We start from the raw sequence: 15,993 nt of genomic DNA, 5'->3' as shown, positions 1-15,993 counted from the left end.
GCAGCGGCCTCCGAGCAAACGCTGTGCTCCGGGCAAACCAATATCTGTGTTGGTGAAGTGAGAAATCGGCGCGACGCGCAATGAGGGTTTCTCGCGCGACCGGCGGACCAGGCCAATTGACCCGCACGAGTCGATCGTGCCGTGCTACTGTCGATCTCAGTTGCAGTTGTGGTTCCCAAAATTCCAAGTTCCCTCACCGGCCCTCCAGGCCGATGAGAGTCCTTTTGTATTTCCGGCAGTTTCCGGGCGGGGCAATCATCGCGGCGACACGGAGTCGGCACAGTGCGGACTCCGGGCACTGCCCCGAAGGAGATATGACATGGCTACTGGCACCGTGAAGTGGTTCAACGCGGAAAAGGGTTTCGGCTTCATCGAGCAGGACGGTGGCGGCGCCGACGTGTTCGCCCACTACTCGAACATCGCCTCCCAGGGCTTCCGCGAGCTGCAGGAAGGCCAGAAGGTGAGCTTCGACATCGCGCAGGGCCAGAAGGGCCCGACGGCCGAGAACATCGTCTCCGTCTGACGCTCACACGCGCATTCGACAGCTGGGGCCCGCACCTTGGGGTGCGGGCCCCGGCTCGTTGCATTTCCGGGGCAGCGCCGCCGTCTCGCGCTCCGCGGCCCCGCCACTGGACGAATGTTCCACCGCCGGCCCCGACGCAGATCCGCCGGAGCCTCCGCGCCGTCGACCCTGGCCTTTCCGATCCGGATCGCGCCTCCCGTTCCAGCCTCTCGACCCGCGAGAGTCATCCGCCGGTCGAATTCGCTTTCGCATTTTTTCACGGCTCGTTCTTGCGATTCTCTGCGCCGCTCACTGCCGGAGAAATTCCTTGATACGTGCCGATCCAAGGAAGGTTCTGCATGAACCGCACACGTAAGAACGACCGTTTCACCCGTACCCGCGACGGCGGTTTCAACTCCACGAGGGGCGGTCGTCCGGGCGCCTCGGCTTCCGGCCGCTCCGGAGCCCCGAAACGCATCGGCGGCTACGGACGCCGTCCCGCCGCGCCGCAGGGCGAGTTCGCCCTCCCCGTGTCCGTCACTCCCGCGCTCCCCGCCGTCGAGGCGTTCGCCGATCTCGACATGCCCGGGCAGTTGCTGGCCGCGCTCGCCGGCGAAGGCGTGACCGTACCCTTCCCGATCCAGGCGGCGACCCTCCCCAACTCCCTCGCCGGGCGCGACGTACTGGGCCGTGGACGCACCGGATCCGGAAAGACCCTCGCCTTCGGCCTCGCGCTGCTCGCCCGTACGGCCGGCGCGCGGGCCGAGCCGCGGCAGCCGCTGGCCCTGGTTCTGGTGCCCACCCGGGAACTGGCACAGCAGGTCACCGAGGCGCTCACTCCGTACGCCCGCTCCGTGCGGCTGCGGTTGGCCACGGTGGTCGGCGGGATGTCGATCGGCAGGCAGGCCGGTGCGCTGCGTTCCGGCGCGGAGGTCGTCGTCGCGACGCCGGGCCGGCTGAAGGACCTGATCGACCGGGGCGACTGCCGCCTGGACCAGGTCGGCATCACCGTCCTGGACGAGGCCGACCAGATGGCCGACATGGGCTTCATGCCGCAGGTCACCGCGCTGCTGGACCAGGTCCGTCCCAAGGGGCAGCGAATGCTGTTCTCGGCGACGCTGGACCGCAACGTCGATCTCCTGGTGCGCCGCTACCTGACCGACCCGGTGGTCCATTCCGTCGACCCGTCCGCGGGCGCGGTCACCACGATGGAGCACCACGTGCTTCATGTGCACGGCGCGGACAAACACCGGGCGACGACCGAGATCGCGGCGCGCGAGGGCCGGGTGATCATGTTCCTGGACACCAAGCACGCCGTCGACCAGCTCACCAAGCACCTGCTGAACAGCGGTGTACGGGCCGCGGCGCTGCACGGTGGGAAGTCGCAGCCGCAGCGCACGCGTACGCTCGCCCAGTTCAAGACCGGCCATGTGACCGTGCTGGTGGCGACCAACGTCGCGGCGCGCGGGATCCACGTCGACAATCTCGACCTGGTGGTCAACGTGGACCCGCCCAGTGACCACAAGGACTACCTCCACCGGGGCGGCCGGACGGCCCGCGCCGGGGAGTCCGGCCTCGTCGTCACCCTGGTCACGCCCAACCAGCGTCGCGACATGGTGCGCCTCATGGCGGACGCCGGGATCCGCCCGCAGACCACGCAGGTCCGCTCGGGCGAGTCCGAACTGAGCCGTATCACCGGCGCGCAGACCCCGACCGGCGTCCCGGTCGTCATCGCGGCGCCCGTCGTCGAGCGCGCCAAGCGCGGCGCCTCCGCCTCCCGCGGGCGGCGCAGCCGCAACGGCGAGCGCCGGACCGGCCAGGCGGCGCGCCGCACGGGCCGGCGGGGGCCGGCCGTCGACGCGGCGGCCTGAGTTCTGTCCCGTGAACCCTCGTGACCGGAGCACCCGGCCCATCTCCGCAGGAGGCATTTTGACGCCGGTTCAGACGAAGCCGCGCCCGGCCTGCCCCGTCCCCCGGACGGTGGTCGACGCCATGGACGCGCCCGGACCGCAGGTCTGGGACGACATGACCGTGGAAGTGGCCTTGTCCGTAATGACAAGTGCCCGGGTCGGGCACCTGCTCGTCTGTGACGTGGACGGCCGGTACAGCGACCTGGTCACCAGGGCGCGGCTCACCGCCGTCCGCGACGGTCGCGCCTACACGGATCGGATCCGCCTGCGGGACATCGCCGGCGACGGCGGGCCGTTCGCCTCCCCCGTGACCACCATGGTCGAAGCGGAGCGCTCGATGCTGCACAGGCAGCTCGCGGCCCTGCCCGTCGTCGACGAGTACGGCTGCGCGGTGGGCGTGCTCGCCCTCTCGCACTGATCCGCTCCCCCGCCGAAACTTCCCACCACCTGTGAGGCACCATGCGCTGCGTCATCGCCCGTTTCCCCTTCGACCTGACCAAAAGCGGAGTGCTGGAGTCGATGAAGGGGATCAAGCCGGAGCCCGTCGTGGGCGAGTCCGTGATCATCGGACGCCGCCACTACCCCGTCAAGCAGGTGGGCGAGGTCATCACCCGGCAGGACCGGCGTGACTTCACCGCCGGTGAGGTCACCAGGGCCATGACCCGCCTCGGCTTCACCTGCTGCGCCCGGCAGGAAGCCGCGCCCGCGCCCGTCCTCACGCCGTTGGAGAAGGCTGCGGCAGAGCTCGGCGCCGGCTCGCCGGTGTAGCCGGACCAGCCGGCCGAGAACCCGCACCGGAGCAGCGACAAGGGCCCGACCGGCAGATGCCGGCCGGGCTCTCGTCGTATGCCGCCCCGCAGGCGGGTCAGTGGTCCGAGTAGCTGAAGTCGCCGACCGTCCAGGCGCTGACGTCCTTGATCGCGACGCGGTACATCCCGCCCGTCTCGGGGATTCCGATGGTGCCCTGAAGGATGCGGGCGACGTGGAAGTGCAGATGCGTGGGCGGTTCGCCGCTGCGGGACCGGCCCTGCGCCCGGTCGGTGGTGAAGACGTCGGAGAACGGGCCGAGGCGGTCCGAGTCCCGCAGCACCTCCGACACACGCTGCCGCCACGCGGCTTCCGGAGCCAGCCGCCCGGTGATTACGGCACCGCCGGTGACCACAGTCAGGGACATCTGATTGCTCTGCTCGGACTCCACCATGGCGGCGATGTCGACGAGCAGTTCGTCGGTCTTCGACATGGGACCGATTCTATTCACCGGTCGGGGACGGCCGGGACGGGTCCGCCGGAGGCGACGACGGACGTGTCGGCGTTTCCGCGCCGCCCCGGAACCTGCCGTGCGTCGGGGCCCGTGCCCGTGCTCGAGGATCACGGATGAACACCCGCAGGAGCACGGCGAACGGAACGTCGGCGCAGCGACAGGGCCGACAGATGGTGTTGAATCCTTCGGGGCCCTGGTGCCGTACGGTGCCAGGGCCCCTCGACGCGTTGCACTACGAGGTGAAAATGACAGCAGACTCTCCGCTCAGTGGCCGTCTGGACGACGACGACTACCCTGCGTACACCATGGGGCGGGCGGCCGAGATGCTCGGCACCACACCCGGCTTCCTCCGCGCCATCGGTGAGGCCCGCCTGATCACCCCGCTCCGCTCGGAAGGCGGGCACCGACGGTACTCCCGCTACCAGCTGCGGATCGCCGCCCGCGCCCGCGAACTCGTCGATCAGGGCACACCGGTCGAGGCCGCCTGCCGCATCGTCATCCTCGAGGACCAGCTCGAGGAGGCCCAGCGCATCAACGCGGAGTTCCGCCGCGCCGCGGCCGAGAAGCACGACGACTCCTCCTGACGACTGCCACCGACGACTCCGCCTGGCGATTCCGCCTGGCGATTCCCGCCGAGGAACCCGTCGGGGGCAGACAAAATACCCGGGCACCGGAGCACCTCGTCGCCGCCCCGCACCCACCCTCGCCTTTGACCGCCTCGACGGCCCGCGCTCCGGCAGCCGGGCGCATCCCCGGCGCGTCACGAAGGACCCGTCCGCCGCTACGGGGAGACTTCCGTCATGAACCACGCGACGAAAGCAGCCCTGGAGGGCGGCCCCGACGATCTCCCCGAGCGGATCGTCACCCTCACCACGCCCGGTGCCGACGTCAAGGTCCCGTTCCGCGGCGGGTACGAGCACTTCAGGGCGACGAAGCGCCGTCAGGAGACGGCAGAGGGCGCGCTGCCCGTCTACGAGTGGTGGGAGCGCACGGAACTGCCGGGCTGAGCGCCCCCACCACCGGGGCCGGGGCCGCCGGGATCAGCGCAGCAGGTGCAGCGGGACGGTGTCGGCCAGGGCCTGCGATCCGGCGTCGTTGGGGTGGAGGTGGTCGCCGCTGTCGTAGCGCGGCTGCAGTCGCTGCGGGTCGGACGGGTCGCGCAGGGCACGGTCGAAGTCGATGACACCGTCGTACTCGCCGCTCGTGCGGATCCAGTGGTTGACGGCCTGGCGTGCGGCCTCGTTGCGCGGGCTGTAGAAGCCGAGGGTGTCGTTCTTGAACGGCAGGATCGTCCCGCCGTGGACCTTCAGACCGCGGTCGTGGGCACGGGCGATGAGCTGCCGGTGCGCGTTGATGATGTCCTCCGCCGTGACCCGCTCCGACTCCGGGGCGAGATTGCCGGGATGGCCGAGGTCGTTCACGCCGAGGAGCACGATGACGTGCTCCGCCCCGGGCTGGGAGGCGACGTCGCGATCGAAGCGACGCAGTGCGCTCTGACCGAAGTACGCGGCGAACTTCTCGGCGGCGGACCCGGCCGGCGGGTTGGGGTCGTGGAGGAGCCGGTTGCCGGCGATGCCCTGGTTGAGGACGCCCGTGGTGTACGGCCCGGGGGCGGCCTCCAGACGCCTCTGGAGGAAGTCGGGCCAGCGGTGGTCGGCGTTCACCTTGGTGCGGGAGCCGTCCGTGATGGAGTCGCCGAGCGTGACGACGGCATGGGAGCGGCTGCCGTGCGCACCGGAGTTCACGCTCACGCCGGTCAGGAAGTACCACCGGTCGATCGTCGCCGTCGGGTCGATGTCGGTCTGCCCGGTGACATTGCCGGAGGCCACGAAGTTGTGCCGGAAGGCGAACGCGTGGACCGTCGAGCCCGGTGTTCGCAGGGGCAGGTGGATGCTCACCACGAGGTGGGAACCTGCGGGTACGAGCAGGTCGACGGGATCGCTGAGGGCAGGCGCGCCCGCGGGGACGGTCACGGAGCCGCGGCCGCCGAAGGTGAGCGGCCGGTCGGTGCGCGGGTCGATGCCGGAGGCCGGTCCGCCGTCGGCGCGGAGGGCCACTCGGGCCTCGCCGACGACCAGGGGACGGTCACCGAACTCGTTCGACAGGCGGACGCGCACCTGGTCGCCGCCGATGCTGGTGCGGACGATCTGCCGGATGGTCTGGTTCTCGAACGCTGTGGTGTCGGAGGCCGGTACGGCGGTGGGTGTGGTGGCCCAAGTACCCGCCCAGGTAGGGAGGGTCTGCTCGGCGGCGACAGGGGCCGCGGACGCCGCCGGCACGGCAGGCGCGGCAGGTGCCGCAGGTGCGGCAGGCGCGGACTGCGTCGTGATCAGGAGCAGCACCCCGGCCAGCAGGGTCACGAGGGCGCCGCTCGCCCGCCGTCGGCGGTCATCGACGGCGGACCATACAGCTCTTGCTCTCATACGGATCTCCTCGGAGCGTGGTGGATGGGCGTCGGCCGCGGCGGACGGAGCTGTCGGAGCCGTTGGTGCCGTTGGTGCCGTTGGTGCCGTTGGTGCCGTTGGTGCCTGAAGGGCTCAGCGGTCGGGCGGGGGAGACCGTAGAGAGCCGTCGGACAGGCGTCAAGAGCGTCGTTGGGCCGCTTGGCCGATACGTTTTCGCTGGTGGGAGGGGAGATGGAGCACCGGTGACGGGGGCGGTCGCGCAGAAGAGGCGATGGGAAACGCACAGGTGTCGGACGGCGAAGGCCGTGGTCCCGACATCCGTCGGGTGACCTGCCGGAAGGGCTCGTGACACCGTCTCACCAAGAGGCCGCGAGGTCACCCCGTACGCCGAGCAGCACCGGAGAGGGAACATGCTCTCGCGTCACCGCTACGACCCCGAACTCGCCGCCGCACTCGTGCTGATGCCCGAGGTGGACATCACCGATGTGGCCGCCGCGCGGGCCGCGCAGTCTGCGCAGTTGGTCGCGGCCCTCAAGGCGGCGGACACCGCCGGCGTGGACATCGAGGAGGTCCGTGTCCCGGGTCCGGAGGGCGCGCCCGAGGTGCGGCTGCGGATGTACCGGCCGCAGGACGCGCCCTCGGGACCGCTGCCCGCCGTCTACTGCATCCACGGCGGCGGCTTCGTCCTGGGATCGCCGGACGTCGATCACGACTGGAACCTGCTGCTCTGCCGGGAGTTGGGGACGCCGGTCGTCTCCGTCGACTACCGGCTGGCGCCCGAGCATCCCTTCCCGGCTCCGCTGGAGGACTGCTACGCCGGACTGCGCGGGCTGGTGGACCGCGCCGACCGGTACGGCGTCCGGCAGGACCGGATCGCCCTGTGGGGCGACAGCGCCGGAGCGGGCATGGCCGCCGCGCTGACCATGCTCGCCCGTGACCGAGGCGGCCCGGCGGTCTGCTTCCAGCACCTGTGCAGCCCCGCACTCGACGACCGGCTGGAGACGCCGAGCGCCCGGCGGTTCACCGACACCCCCGTGTGGAACAGGCGAAACGCCTGCCTCAGCTGGGACGCGTATCTGGGCCACGGGCTACGGGGCACTCCCGGCGTCTCCCCGTACGCCGCGCCCGCCCGTGCCGGGGCCGCCGCCCTCGCCGGGCTGCCGCCCGCGTACGTCTCCGTGATGGAGTTCGACCCCCTGCGCGACGAGGGCGTCGACTACGCCCGAGCCCTTCAGGCCGCCGGGGTGCCCGCGCGACTGCGGCTGCTTCCCGGCACCTTCCACGGGGCGTGGGCGGTGGAGCACGCCGCCGTCATACGGGGTGCGACGGCGGAGGCCGTCGCGGTGCTGCGCGACGCGCTACGACAGTGAGCGGTGAGCGGTGGACGGTGAACGCTCAACGTCCCGCCGGGACGTCGTCGTCGGCACCGGGGACGCGGGAATCGTCAGCGTCGTCGGCCAGTCGCATCGCGTACAGGGCGAGCTGGACCTGGAACCGGTCCTGCGGGTCGCGCAGCCGACGGCCGAGTTCCCTCTCGACGTGTGCGAGACGCGCGGCCACCGAGCTGTGGTGCAGATGGAGTTCGGCGGCGGCCTGCCGCAGGGAACCCGTACGGCAGAACGCGGCCAGAGCGGACAGCAGTTCACCGCCCTGCCCACCGCCCGCCAGCTTCCGCAGCCTCCGCACGTCCGCCTGGGCCCGCAACCGCTCCACCGGGATGTCCGCCAGCAGTGCCACGGGACCGAGTTCGTCGTGGTCGGCCACGGCCTCCTCCGGGGTGTTCGTCACCGCGAACCGCAGGGCCGACCGGGCCTCGGCCCAGGACGTCCGCGCGTCCAGCGCGTCCGTACGGCCGCCCACGCCGACCCGTGTCCCGGGCACAGGCGGCACAGGCACGGGCACGGGCACGGGCGTGGATCCTCTGACGGCCCCCCGCTCGCGTACGCGTTCGCGCAGTGCCGCCCGCAGTTCGGCAGCCGTCGAGGTCTCACGCCCCGCGCCGCTCTCCGCCCCGCCGACCGCCGCGCTCTCCACCTCGCCCCCCGTCTCACTCGCCGGGCGCTGCACCAGCACCGCCCCCAGCGAGCCGACCCGGGCCACCCTGACCGTGCCCCGCAGGGCCCCGCGCCCCAGCAGCGCCACCGCCTCCAGTCCCGCGTCGGCATCCGGCCGGCCGGCCACCGCGAGCACCCGCAGCGGCAGTTCCGGGGTCAGGCCCAGCAGCCGCAGCGCGCGGATTCGGTCCGGTGCGCTCTCCCGGCCGGACAGCACGAGTTCGACCAGTACCGGATCGGCCGCCCGCGGCACCCGGGCCTGCCAGGGCCGGCCCGCGAGCACCCGTGCGGTGATGGCCATCCACTCGAGGACGAGTTCGTCGAACGGGCCCGGCGCCGTGGGCCGTTCCAGCCAGACGCGTCCGGCGGGGTCCAGGTCCACCCGGCCGGAGACGTGGCCGGGCGCGCCCGGCAGCGCGGTGCCGTCCGGTCCGAACCGGGCCGAGCGGCCGTCGGGCAGCTCCAGGCCCGCCGCGCACCCGGCGAGACCGGCGGTGGACCTGGCCAGGGACGCCGGATCGAGCCCGCCGCCGAGCAGCGCCTCGAAGTGCGCGATGACCCGTACGGCGGTGGCGGCGTCCGCGTCCAGCGCGGACAGCCGCAGCAGCAGTCCCTTCACGGCAGGCAGTCTAGGAAGGACAGGTACATGACCGACAGATCCATGCACCCACGCACGCCGGCAGCCCCGGGGCGGTCGGCGCGGGCACTGCTGACCGCACTGCTGGGGGGTGTTCTGCCGCTGCTGTCGGCACTGCTCCTCTTCGCCGCCGCGCCCCCGGCGTCGGCGGCCACGCTCACGGAGGTGACCGGCTTCGGCAGCAACCCGAGCAACCTGCGGATGCACCTTTACGTGCCCGACAACGTCCGGCAACGGCCGGCGGTGCTGGTGGCGGTGCACTACTGCACCGGCTCCGGGCCGGCCTTCCACTCGGGCACGGAGTTCGCCTCGCTCGCCGACCGGCACGGATTCATCGTCGTCTACCCGTCGGCGACCAGGAGCGGCAACTGCTTCGACGTCTCCTCGCCGCAGGCCCTCCGGCGTGACGGCGGCAGCGATCCGGTGGGCATCAGGTCCATGGTCGGCTGGGTCCTGCAGCGTTACGGCGCCGACCCCGGCCGCGTCCACGTCACCGGCGCCTCCTCCGGCGCCATGATGACCAACGTGCTGCTGGGCAACTACCCGGACGTGTTCAAGGCGGGCGCGGCCTTCATGGGCGTGCCGCACTCCTGCTTCGCCACCACCGACGGCTCCGGCTGGAACAGCGCCTGCGCGAACGGCACCGTCGACAGGACTCCCAAGGCGTGGGGCGACCTCGTCCGTGCCGCGTACCCCGGTCACAGCGGTGCACGGCCCCGGATGCAGATATGGCACGGCACCGAGGACAGCACCCTGCGCTACCCGAACTTCGGTGAGCAGATCGACCAGTGGACCGACGTGCACGGTGTGAGCCGGAACCCGTCGTACACCGACACGCCGCAGGCCGGCTGGACCCGGACCCGCTACGGCGCCGCGGACGGTCAGGCTCCGGTGGAGGCCATCAGCGTCCAGGGCGTGGGCCACACCCTGCCGAGCGCGGGCATGGCGGCCAGGGCCATAGCGTTCTTCGGCCTGGACGGCACCACCACGCCGCCCGACCCCGACCCGGACCCCGACCCGGCACCGGGCGCCTGCCGGGTGGACTGGTCGACCAACGCCTGGAACACCGGGCTGACCGCGAGCATCACCGTCACCAACACCGGCACGGCTCCCGTCAGCGACTGGTCGCTGACCTTCACCCTGCCCGCCGGCCAGACCATCACCTCCGGATGGGGCGCGAGTTACAGCCCGAGCAGCGGTGCCGTGACCGCGAGGAGCGTCTCGTACAACTCCACGCTCGCCGCCGGAGCCAGTACGCGGATCGGACTCCAGGCGAGCCACACCGGTGACACCGGCAGGCCGGCCGCCTTCGCACTGAACGGGGCCGCCTGCTCCACCGCCTGACGGCGCGCCGGGTCCGGCGGACCACCTCCCGGACCCGGCACGCCCCGCCCTGCCCCGGCCCCACGTCCCGGCGCCGCTCCGAGGCCGGCGCCGCCCCAGGCGTGTCCCGTTGTGGCATGCAATCGCACAGGTCATACCATTATGGATGGGTCCGGCACCCTCAGGTGCGGCGACCCGGAAGGGCAGCCTCGGCGCGCCGTCGCCGTGGCCGTGGCACCACACCCGCACGCTCCAGGGAGCAAGGCATGATCCACGCGGCCGACATCCGTGAGTGGCGTGACCACGACGTCGTCGACGACAAGGGGCGCAAGATCGGCACGCTGGAGGCGGTGTACGTGGACACCGCCACCGACCTGCCGGCCATGGCGACCGTCCGCACCGGCCTGCCCACCCGGCAGCGTCTCGTCTTCGTGCCGCTCGACGAGACGATCCTGGGACCGGGCTACGTGAAGGTGGCGTACGCCAAGGGGCTGGTGAAGGACGCTCCGTCCATCGGTATGGACGACATCCTGCCCGCCGACGAGGAGGAAGCGATCTTCAAGCACTACGAGCTGGCCTACCGGCCGGGCCCGGGCGGCGAACGCCTGCTCGCCCGCCGCTGAAGGCCGCACGGCACGTCGGAGGAGGTGTCCCCCCATGACGGCGATCTTTCTGTTCCTGCTTCTCGCGGCCATCGTCCTGGGTCTCATCGGCGCGGTGGTCGAGGGCCTGTTCCACCTGCTGATCATCGGCATCGTGGTTCTCGTCGCCGATGTGGCCTTCATGGCCGTGCGAACCGGGCGGCGTGCCCGGCGACGCCCTGTGCGATGACCGGTCGCGGGACGTCACCGGCGCCGGAGGCCCGGAGTAGCCTGGAGTAATCGGGATATTCCGCACGCAGACTGCCACCGAGAGCCGGAACCATGACGACACTGCGCGAGCGGCAGACCTACCGCATGGCGATCATGAAGGCGCTGTACGACGCCGAGGAGCGCAACCGACCGGGTGTGAACGGGGCCGAACTCCGGGACAGCCTCGGGGTGCCCGAAAGGGACCTGACGGCCGCGTGCACGTACCTGGCCGAGGAAGGGCTGATCGAGGTCGACTGGACGTCGCACAGCACACCCGCGACGGTCACGCTGACGCATGAGGGCCTGCGCCACATGGAGGCCGAGGAGGAAGGGCGCGGCTGAACCCGGCGCAGGACAGCGCATCGGCCGGCGAAGGGACAGGACGGCTCGGCGACGCGGCGGCTCGGCGACGCGGCGGCTCGGCGACCGGACGTCGCGGCGGCTCGGCGACGCGGCGGCTCGGCGACCGGGCGTCGCGGCCTCCGCAGGCGGTACGCCGGCGTGCGGCACGGGCAGGGATCGCCCATGCCCATGTTGGTCGGTACCTCCGGATGGCAGTACAAGGACTGGCGCGGTCCGCTCTACCCGGCCGGCCTTCCGCAGCGGCTGTGGCTGGAGGAGTACGCCCGGCAGTTCGCCACGGTGGAGAACAACAACGCCTTCTACCGGCTGCCCACCGCGGAGATCTTCACGTCGTGGCGGGAGCGGACGCCGGACGGTTTCGTCATGGCGGTCAAGGCCGGCCGCTACCTGACGCACATCAAGCGTCTGCGGGACCCGGCCGAGCCGGTGCACCGGCTCCTGGACCGCGCCTCGGGCCTCGGCGACCGGATGGGGCCGGTGCTGCTGCAACTGCCGCCGAACTTCCAGGCGGACACCGACGCGCTCGACGCCTGTCTGGGGTGCTTTCCCCGCACGGTCCGCGTGGCCGTCGAACTGCGCCACGCCTCGTGGTGGGCGGCCGGGGCCCGGCTCCGCACCGTGCTGGATCGGCACGGCAGCGCCCTGTGCTGGGCGGACCGGGGGTCCCGGCCGGTGACTCCGCTGTGGAGGACGGCGTCCTGGGGCTATGTGCGGCTCCACGCCGGCCTCGCCCGGCCGTCGCCGCGCTACGGCCGGCAGGCGCTGCGGTCCTGGGCCTGGCGCATCGCCGACGCGTGGCCGGACGAGGCCGACGTGTACGTCTACTTCAACAACGATCACGGAGGGGCGGCCGTCCTGGACGCCGCGCGGTTCGCGGGGGCCGCCGAAACGCTGGGCCGGACCGTGAGCCGCACCCCCGCGTCCTCATGACCCGTGGTCGCACGGGCGGGGCCCGGACCGCCCCCGGTCCGGGCCCCGCGTCAGGTGGCCCCGCCACGGCCGGCTGCCGCGGCGGGGCCTTCGGTCAGCTGCCCTGCAGCGTCACGTCGTCGATGACGAAGCTGGTCTGCAGGTACGAGTCCTCGGTTGCCGTGAAGGTCAGCGTGACCTGCTGTCCGGCGTACGAGGTCAGGTCCACGGACTGCTTGACGTAACCGCTCGCCGCGTTCACGTTGGACTTGGTCGCGAGCGTGGTGCCGTTGACCTGCACCCGGAAGACGTCATAGGCGGTGGAGCCGGACTCGTCCGTGTTGATGTGCAGGTAGTAGTCGAGCGTGGCCTTGGTGCAGCCCTTCGGGACGGTCACCGACTGGTTGATCGTCTCCGTCTTGCTGCTGCCGTAGCCGACCAGCCATGCGAACCGGGTGCCGGTGCGCGGTGTCTGGCTGCTGTGGGCGCCGATGGTGTGGGTGTCACCCGTCCACGGCGAGGTGCCGCTCTCGAAACCGCCGTTGACGATCTTCTGAGCGGTGTCGCACCCGCCGTCCCCGCCGGTCACGGTGAGCGTGTACGTCGTGGTGTGGGTGGCCGAGGTGCCGGTACCGGTGACGGTGAGCGTGTAGGTGCCCGGTGCCGTCGACGTGGTGGTGACGACCTTCATGGTGGAGCTGTTGCCCGAGGTGACGGACGTCGGGGTGAAGGTCACCGAGACGCCGGCCGGGGCGTTGGCCGCGGTCAACTGGACCGTCTGGGCGGTGCCGTTGGTGGTGGCGGTGGAGACGGTCGCCGTCGCGGAGGAGCCGGGCGCGACACTGCCCGAGGTGGGCGCGACCCCGAGGGAGAAGTCGTTGACGGGGGCCTCGGTGCCGACCGCCTGCTTCCACAGGGTGTGGGCGATGCCGTCGGAGGCGCGGTTGAGACCGGTGGTGTTGATGTTGTTGATGGTGTCGCAGGAGGAGTGGTAGCACGGGTCGTACGCGCTGCCCGCCGTGCCGCCCCACTTCGAGGCCTGGGCCGACGTCTTGCGGGCGCTCGCGCCCATCGCGTAGCCGGAGGTCGGGATGGAGTACTGCTCGAAGGAGTAGTCGTCGCTGCGGCCCGCGCCCTCGGTGTTCTCCTCCGGCGCCAGGTTCAGCGAGTCCCAGTACTCCTTCATCGGCGCCGCGGCGGCCGACGTGATGTGGTTGATGAAGTAGCCGCCGTTGGTGGAGGCGACCATGTCGAAGTTGTAGTACGCCTTGATCGCGGAGCGCTGCGTCGAGGTCAGCGAACGCACGTAGAAGTCGGAGCCGTTGAGGCCCTGCTCCTCGTCCGTCCACCAGCCGAAGCGGACCCGGTTCAGCATGGTCGGGTTCTGCTGCGCGAGCGCCAGCGCCGTCTCCAGCAGCGCCGCGGAGCCGGACGCGTTGTCGTTCATGCCGGGTCCGGAGGAGACGCTGTCCAGGTGGGCGCCGAACATGTAGACCTTGCTGGCGTCGCCCTTCGGCCATTCAGCGATCAGGTTCACACCCGCGCCGCTGGTGCAGCCGGAGGTGCAGGCCTGCTCGGTGACCGTGTAACCGGCCGCCTGCAGCTTGCCCTTCACATAGGCCACCGACTGGTCGTAACCGGTGCCGGTCGCCCCGCGGTTGCCGCCGTTGCGGTCGGCGATGGCCTGGAACTCGGTCAGATGCGCCTTGACCTTGGCCACGTCGATGTCCGGGGCGCCGGGGGTGCCGCCCCCGCCGACGGTCAGCGTGTACTGCGCCGTGTGGTCGGCCTGGGTGCCGTCGCCCTTGACCGTGAGGGTGTACGTCCCGGGCGCAGCGGAGGCGGTGGTGGACACCGTCATGGTGGCGCTGTTGCCCGCGGTCACGGACGACGGGCTGAAGGAGACCGAGACGCCGGCCGGCGCGCCGGTCGCGGAGAGTGCCACGGACTGCGCGCTGCCGCTGGTGACACTCGTCGAGACCGTCGCCGTGGCCGACGAGCCGGGCTGCACGCTGCCCGAGGACGGGCTGAGCGCCATGGAGAAGTCGGCGGCCGGGGTGCCGGTGCAGGTCGGGTCGCCGGACTGGGCGGGCACGCTGATCGCGTCCCAGGCGGCCTTGGTCCTGTTGAACAGGTTGCAGGTGGAGTCGAGGTTCTTGGCGGCGGTCAGCGTCGCGGTGCGGTAGCGCTTGTGGGTCATGCCACTGGTCTTGAGCAGCATGCCGCCGTAGAAGATCTTGCCGGCGTTCTGGATGCCGACGCCCGTGAGCGTGCTGTTGTTGCAGGTGGGGCTGGTGGGCTTGCCGTCTCCGGGGTTGGTGCCCTCCGCGAGCAGGTAGAACCAGTGGTTCATCGGTCCCGCAGCCGCGTGCACCTCGGTGTCGGGGATCGAGGACGAGTAGCAGTTGGGGTCGTTCAGCTCGGACGGGTCGTACATGATGCGGATCGGCCCGCTGCCGCTGAGGTCGATCATCTCGCCGACCTTGTAGTCACCGGGGGTGTCGTACGGCGCGGGCTGGTTGGCGTACGCCTCGGTCAGCGCGCCGAAGATGTCGCCGGTGGCCTCGCCGAGGCCGGCCTCGTTGTTGGCGCCGCCCGGGGTGAACTGATCGATGCCGTGCCCGTACTCGTGGGCGGTCACGTCCATGGCCGCGATCCACTCGTTGGCCTGGTTGTGGCCGATGGCGACGCTGGAGCCGTTCCAGTAGGCGTTGACCTGGTTCAGGCCGACCTTGGTGGGCCAGCTGCCGCCGTTGCCGTCGTGGCCGTCGCGCCCGAGCCAGTCGGCGAGCATGTCCCACTGCTTCTGCGCGCCGTACATGACGTCGACGCAGCCGGTCTCCTTGCTGCTCGCGTCGCCGTTGCCCCAGCTGTCGTCGGAGCCGCTGAAGACGGAGCCGGTGCTGTAGTCGGCGCAGCTGAGGCCGGGCCGGGTCGGGTCACTGAGCCGGTAACTGCCGCTGGACTGGCTGGTGTCGATGGACAGCGGGCTCGGGCCGTTCCACTCGCTGTGGCCGCTGCCGGCACGGACGTCGTCGTACGAGTCGAGGACCTTGCCGGTGCGGGCGTCGACGAAGACGTGCAGCCGGGTGGGGCGCTGCTCGGCGGTGGAGCCGGTGACGACGGTCTCCCAGGCCAGACGGGCCTTGCCGTCCTGGACCTTCACGACCAGGCGCTGGGACTCGGTCTTGTCGGCCTTCGCCGGCTCGGCGCGGCTGGTCCGCTCCGCCGCGGCCGCGGCGACCTTGGGCGTGGTGCCGACGGATATCCGGATGTCGGCCGCGGAACGCGCGGCACGGACCTTGCCGTTGCCGTCCGCGAGGACCACGGCGTCACCGCCGACGACGGGCAGACCGCGGTAGGTCCGCTCGTACGCGATCGAGTACAGCCCCTTGAGCCAGGGGGTGACCATCCGGCGGTCGTACTGCTCGTCAGGACCCTTGGCGAGGGCGTCGAAGCCGCTGGAAGCGGCCTTGTCGGCGGCGGCGATCGCACGGTCGACGGGCTTCGGCTTCGGCTCCGCCCGGGTGGCGGTCGGTGGCGCCGCCTGAGCGGCGGAGACAGCGGGCAGTGCCACTGTCCCCAGGGCCACGGCCATGGAGAGGCCGGCCACGGCGAGTCTTCGGTTCACCAGTGCTCCTTGAGGGTGGGGGTGTGGTCGCGACGGCGATGACGTCGCGACACCCAGGTCATGAGCACTGCTCGGCGGCGCCGGCCACGAGTGGGGAGGTTTCGGGACCGACGAAAAAGCGTCATGCTCATGCCTGGGCGGCGAGAA

At 71.4% G+C, this 15,993-nt stretch carries 16 protein-coding genes; 12 read left to right on the top strand and 4 right to left on the bottom strand.

Annotated elements, in window-relative coordinates:
* Positions 1 to 319: 319 nt before the first annotated feature.
* The 4 genes from ACFYV1_RS16700 (at position 320) to ACFYV1_RS16685 (ending at position 3,180) form a co-directional block, all read left to right on the top strand.
* Positions 320 to 523 (top strand): cold-shock protein, encoded by a 204-nt coding sequence (locus ACFYV1_RS16700; RefSeq protein ID WP_073966507.1) that lies wholly within the window; start codon positions 320 to 322, stop codon positions 521 to 523.
* 338 nt (positions 524 to 861) lie between these two features.
* Positions 862 to 2,373, top strand: a complete 1,512-nt coding sequence (locus ACFYV1_RS16695) for a DEAD/DEAH box helicase (RefSeq protein ID WP_389396197.1) — start codon at positions 862 to 864, stop codon at positions 2,371 to 2,373.
* Between the two features lie 58 nt (positions 2,374 to 2,431).
* The gene (locus tag ACFYV1_RS16690) at positions 2,432 to 2,830 is read left to right on the top strand and encodes a CBS domain-containing protein (protein WP_389396196.1); all 399 of its coding nucleotides are present in this window, start codon (positions 2,432 to 2,434) and stop codon (positions 2,828 to 2,830) included.
* Between the two features lie 41 nt (positions 2,831 to 2,871).
* On the top strand, positions 2,872 to 3,180 hold the full coding sequence (locus ACFYV1_RS16685; RefSeq protein WP_389396195.1) for an SCO5918 family protein: 309 nt from the start codon (positions 2,872 to 2,874) through the stop codon (positions 3,178 to 3,180).
* A 97-nt stretch (positions 3,181 to 3,277) separates the two neighbouring features.
* Here the strand turns inward: ACFYV1_RS16685 and ACFYV1_RS16680 are convergent, their stop codons facing one another.
* The gene (locus ACFYV1_RS16680; RefSeq protein WP_389396194.1) at positions 3,278 to 3,652 is read right to left on the bottom strand and encodes a hypothetical protein; all 375 of its coding nucleotides are present in this window, start codon (positions 3,650 to 3,652) and stop codon (positions 3,278 to 3,280) included.
* Positions 3,653 to 3,918: 266 nt separating this feature from the next.
* On the opposite strand from ACFYV1_RS16680, the gene ACFYV1_RS16675 reads away from it, so the two are divergent.
* Positions 3,919 to 4,257, top strand: a complete 339-nt coding sequence (locus ACFYV1_RS16675) for a MerR family transcriptional regulator (RefSeq protein ID WP_389396193.1) — start codon at positions 3,919 to 3,921, stop codon at positions 4,255 to 4,257.
* A gap of 216 nt (positions 4,258 to 4,473) precedes the next feature.
* On the top strand, positions 4,474 to 4,680 hold the full coding sequence (locus ACFYV1_RS16670) for a DUF5988 family protein (protein ID WP_389396192.1): 207 nt from the start codon (positions 4,474 to 4,476) through the stop codon (positions 4,678 to 4,680).
* A 33-nt stretch (positions 4,681 to 4,713) separates the two neighbouring features.
* Here the strand turns inward: ACFYV1_RS16670 and ACFYV1_RS16665 are convergent, their stop codons facing one another.
* A complete protein-coding gene (locus ACFYV1_RS16665; protein ID WP_389396191.1) occupies positions 4,714 to 6,096 on the bottom strand; it encodes an SGNH/GDSL hydrolase family protein in 1,383 nt (460 codons plus the stop codon).
* A gap of 392 nt (positions 6,097 to 6,488) precedes the next feature.
* Between ACFYV1_RS16665 and ACFYV1_RS16660 the strand changes: the two genes are divergently transcribed.
* Positions 6,489 to 7,448: an alpha/beta hydrolase gene (locus ACFYV1_RS16660; protein WP_389396190.1), complete on the top strand. Its 960-nt coding sequence runs from the start codon at positions 6,489 to 6,491 to the stop codon at positions 7,446 to 7,448.
* A 25-nt stretch (positions 7,449 to 7,473) separates the two neighbouring features.
* Here the strand turns inward: ACFYV1_RS16660 and ACFYV1_RS16655 are convergent, their stop codons facing one another.
* Positions 7,474 to 8,751: a PucR family transcriptional regulator gene (locus tag ACFYV1_RS16655; RefSeq protein WP_389396189.1), complete on the bottom strand. Its 1,278-nt coding sequence runs from the start codon at positions 8,749 to 8,751 to the stop codon at positions 7,474 to 7,476.
* 27 nt (positions 8,752 to 8,778) lie between these two features.
* On the opposite strand from ACFYV1_RS16655, the gene ACFYV1_RS16650 reads away from it, so the two are divergent.
* The 5 genes from ACFYV1_RS16650 to ACFYV1_RS16630 all read left to right on the top strand — a co-directional run bounded on the left by ACFYV1_RS16650 (position 8,779) and on the right by ACFYV1_RS16630 (position 12,236).
* On the top strand, positions 8,779 to 10,113 hold the full coding sequence (locus ACFYV1_RS16650; RefSeq protein WP_389396188.1) for a PHB depolymerase family esterase: 1,335 nt from the start codon (positions 8,779 to 8,781) through the stop codon (positions 10,111 to 10,113).
* 245 nt (positions 10,114 to 10,358) lie between these two features.
* Positions 10,359 to 10,715: a PRC-barrel domain-containing protein gene (locus tag ACFYV1_RS16645; RefSeq protein WP_389396187.1), complete on the top strand. Its 357-nt coding sequence runs from the start codon at positions 10,359 to 10,361 to the stop codon at positions 10,713 to 10,715.
* Between the two features lie 34 nt (positions 10,716 to 10,749).
* A complete protein-coding gene (locus ACFYV1_RS16640) occupies positions 10,750 to 10,923 on the top strand; it encodes a hypothetical protein (RefSeq protein WP_389396186.1) in 174 nt (57 codons plus the stop codon).
* A 92-nt stretch (positions 10,924 to 11,015) separates the two neighbouring features.
* On the top strand, positions 11,016 to 11,285 hold the full coding sequence (locus ACFYV1_RS16635) for a hypothetical protein (protein WP_389396185.1): 270 nt from the start codon (positions 11,016 to 11,018) through the stop codon (positions 11,283 to 11,285).
* A 183-nt stretch (positions 11,286 to 11,468) separates the two neighbouring features.
* Positions 11,469 to 12,236, top strand: a complete 768-nt coding sequence (locus ACFYV1_RS16630; protein WP_389396184.1) for a DUF72 domain-containing protein — start codon at positions 11,469 to 11,471, stop codon at positions 12,234 to 12,236.
* Positions 12,237 to 12,330: 94 nt separating this feature from the next.
* Here ACFYV1_RS16630 and ACFYV1_RS16625 read toward each other — a convergent pair whose 3' ends face one another.
* Positions 12,331 to 15,813, bottom strand: coding sequence for a M28 family peptidase (locus ACFYV1_RS16625; RefSeq protein WP_389396447.1), 3,483 nt, complete (start codon positions 15,811 to 15,813; stop codon positions 12,331 to 12,333).
* Between the last annotated feature and the right edge of the window lie 180 nt (positions 15,814 to 15,993).

The organism is Streptomyces sp. NPDC003023, assembly GCF_042888225.1.
Classification (GTDB): Bacteria; Actinomycetota; Actinomycetes; order Streptomycetales; family Streptomycetaceae; genus Streptomyces.
Note: the sequence above shows the minus strand (reverse complement) of the source record. Positions and strands in the feature narration are given on the sequence as shown.

Excerpts from the sequence above, each read along its gene's own strand:
- ACFYV1_RS16625 (WP_389396447.1), bottom strand. The coding sequence starts at position 15,813 with ATGGCCGTGGCCCTGGGGACAGTGGCACTGCCCGCTGTCTCCGCCGCT.
- ACFYV1_RS16635 (WP_389396185.1), top strand. The coding sequence starts at position 11,016 with ATGACGACACTGCGCGAGCGGCAGACCTACCGCATGGCGATCATGAAG.
- ACFYV1_RS16680 (WP_389396194.1), bottom strand. The coding sequence starts at position 3,652 with ATGTCGAAGACCGACGAACTGCTCGTCGACATCGCCGCCATGGTGGAG.
- ACFYV1_RS16665 (WP_389396191.1), bottom strand. The coding sequence starts at position 6,096 with ATGAGAGCAAGAGCTGTATGGTCCGCCGTCGATGACCGCCGACGGCGG.
- ACFYV1_RS16700 (WP_073966507.1), top strand. The coding sequence starts at position 320 with ATGGCTACTGGCACCGTGAAGTGGTTCAACGCGGAAAAGGGTTTCGGC.
- ACFYV1_RS16645 (WP_389396187.1), top strand. The coding sequence starts at position 10,359 with ATGATCCACGCGGCCGACATCCGTGAGTGGCGTGACCACGACGTCGTC.
- ACFYV1_RS16650 (WP_389396188.1), top strand. The coding sequence starts at position 8,779 with ATGACCGACAGATCCATGCACCCACGCACGCCGGCAGCCCCGGGGCGG.
- ACFYV1_RS16660 (WP_389396190.1), top strand. The coding sequence starts at position 6,489 with ATGCTCTCGCGTCACCGCTACGACCCCGAACTCGCCGCCGCACTCGTG.
- ACFYV1_RS16670 (WP_389396192.1), top strand. The coding sequence starts at position 4,474 with ATGAACCACGCGACGAAAGCAGCCCTGGAGGGCGGCCCCGACGATCTC.
- ACFYV1_RS16640 (WP_389396186.1), top strand. The coding sequence starts at position 10,750 with ATGACGGCGATCTTTCTGTTCCTGCTTCTCGCGGCCATCGTCCTGGGT.
- ACFYV1_RS16630 (WP_389396184.1), top strand. The coding sequence starts at position 11,469 with ATGCCCATGTTGGTCGGTACCTCCGGATGGCAGTACAAGGACTGGCGC.
- ACFYV1_RS16675 (WP_389396193.1), top strand. The coding sequence starts at position 3,919 with ATGACAGCAGACTCTCCGCTCAGTGGCCGTCTGGACGACGACGACTAC.
- ACFYV1_RS16695 (WP_389396197.1), top strand. The coding sequence starts at position 862 with ATGAACCGCACACGTAAGAACGACCGTTTCACCCGTACCCGCGACGGC.
- ACFYV1_RS16685 (WP_389396195.1), top strand. The coding sequence starts at position 2,872 with ATGCGCTGCGTCATCGCCCGTTTCCCCTTCGACCTGACCAAAAGCGGA.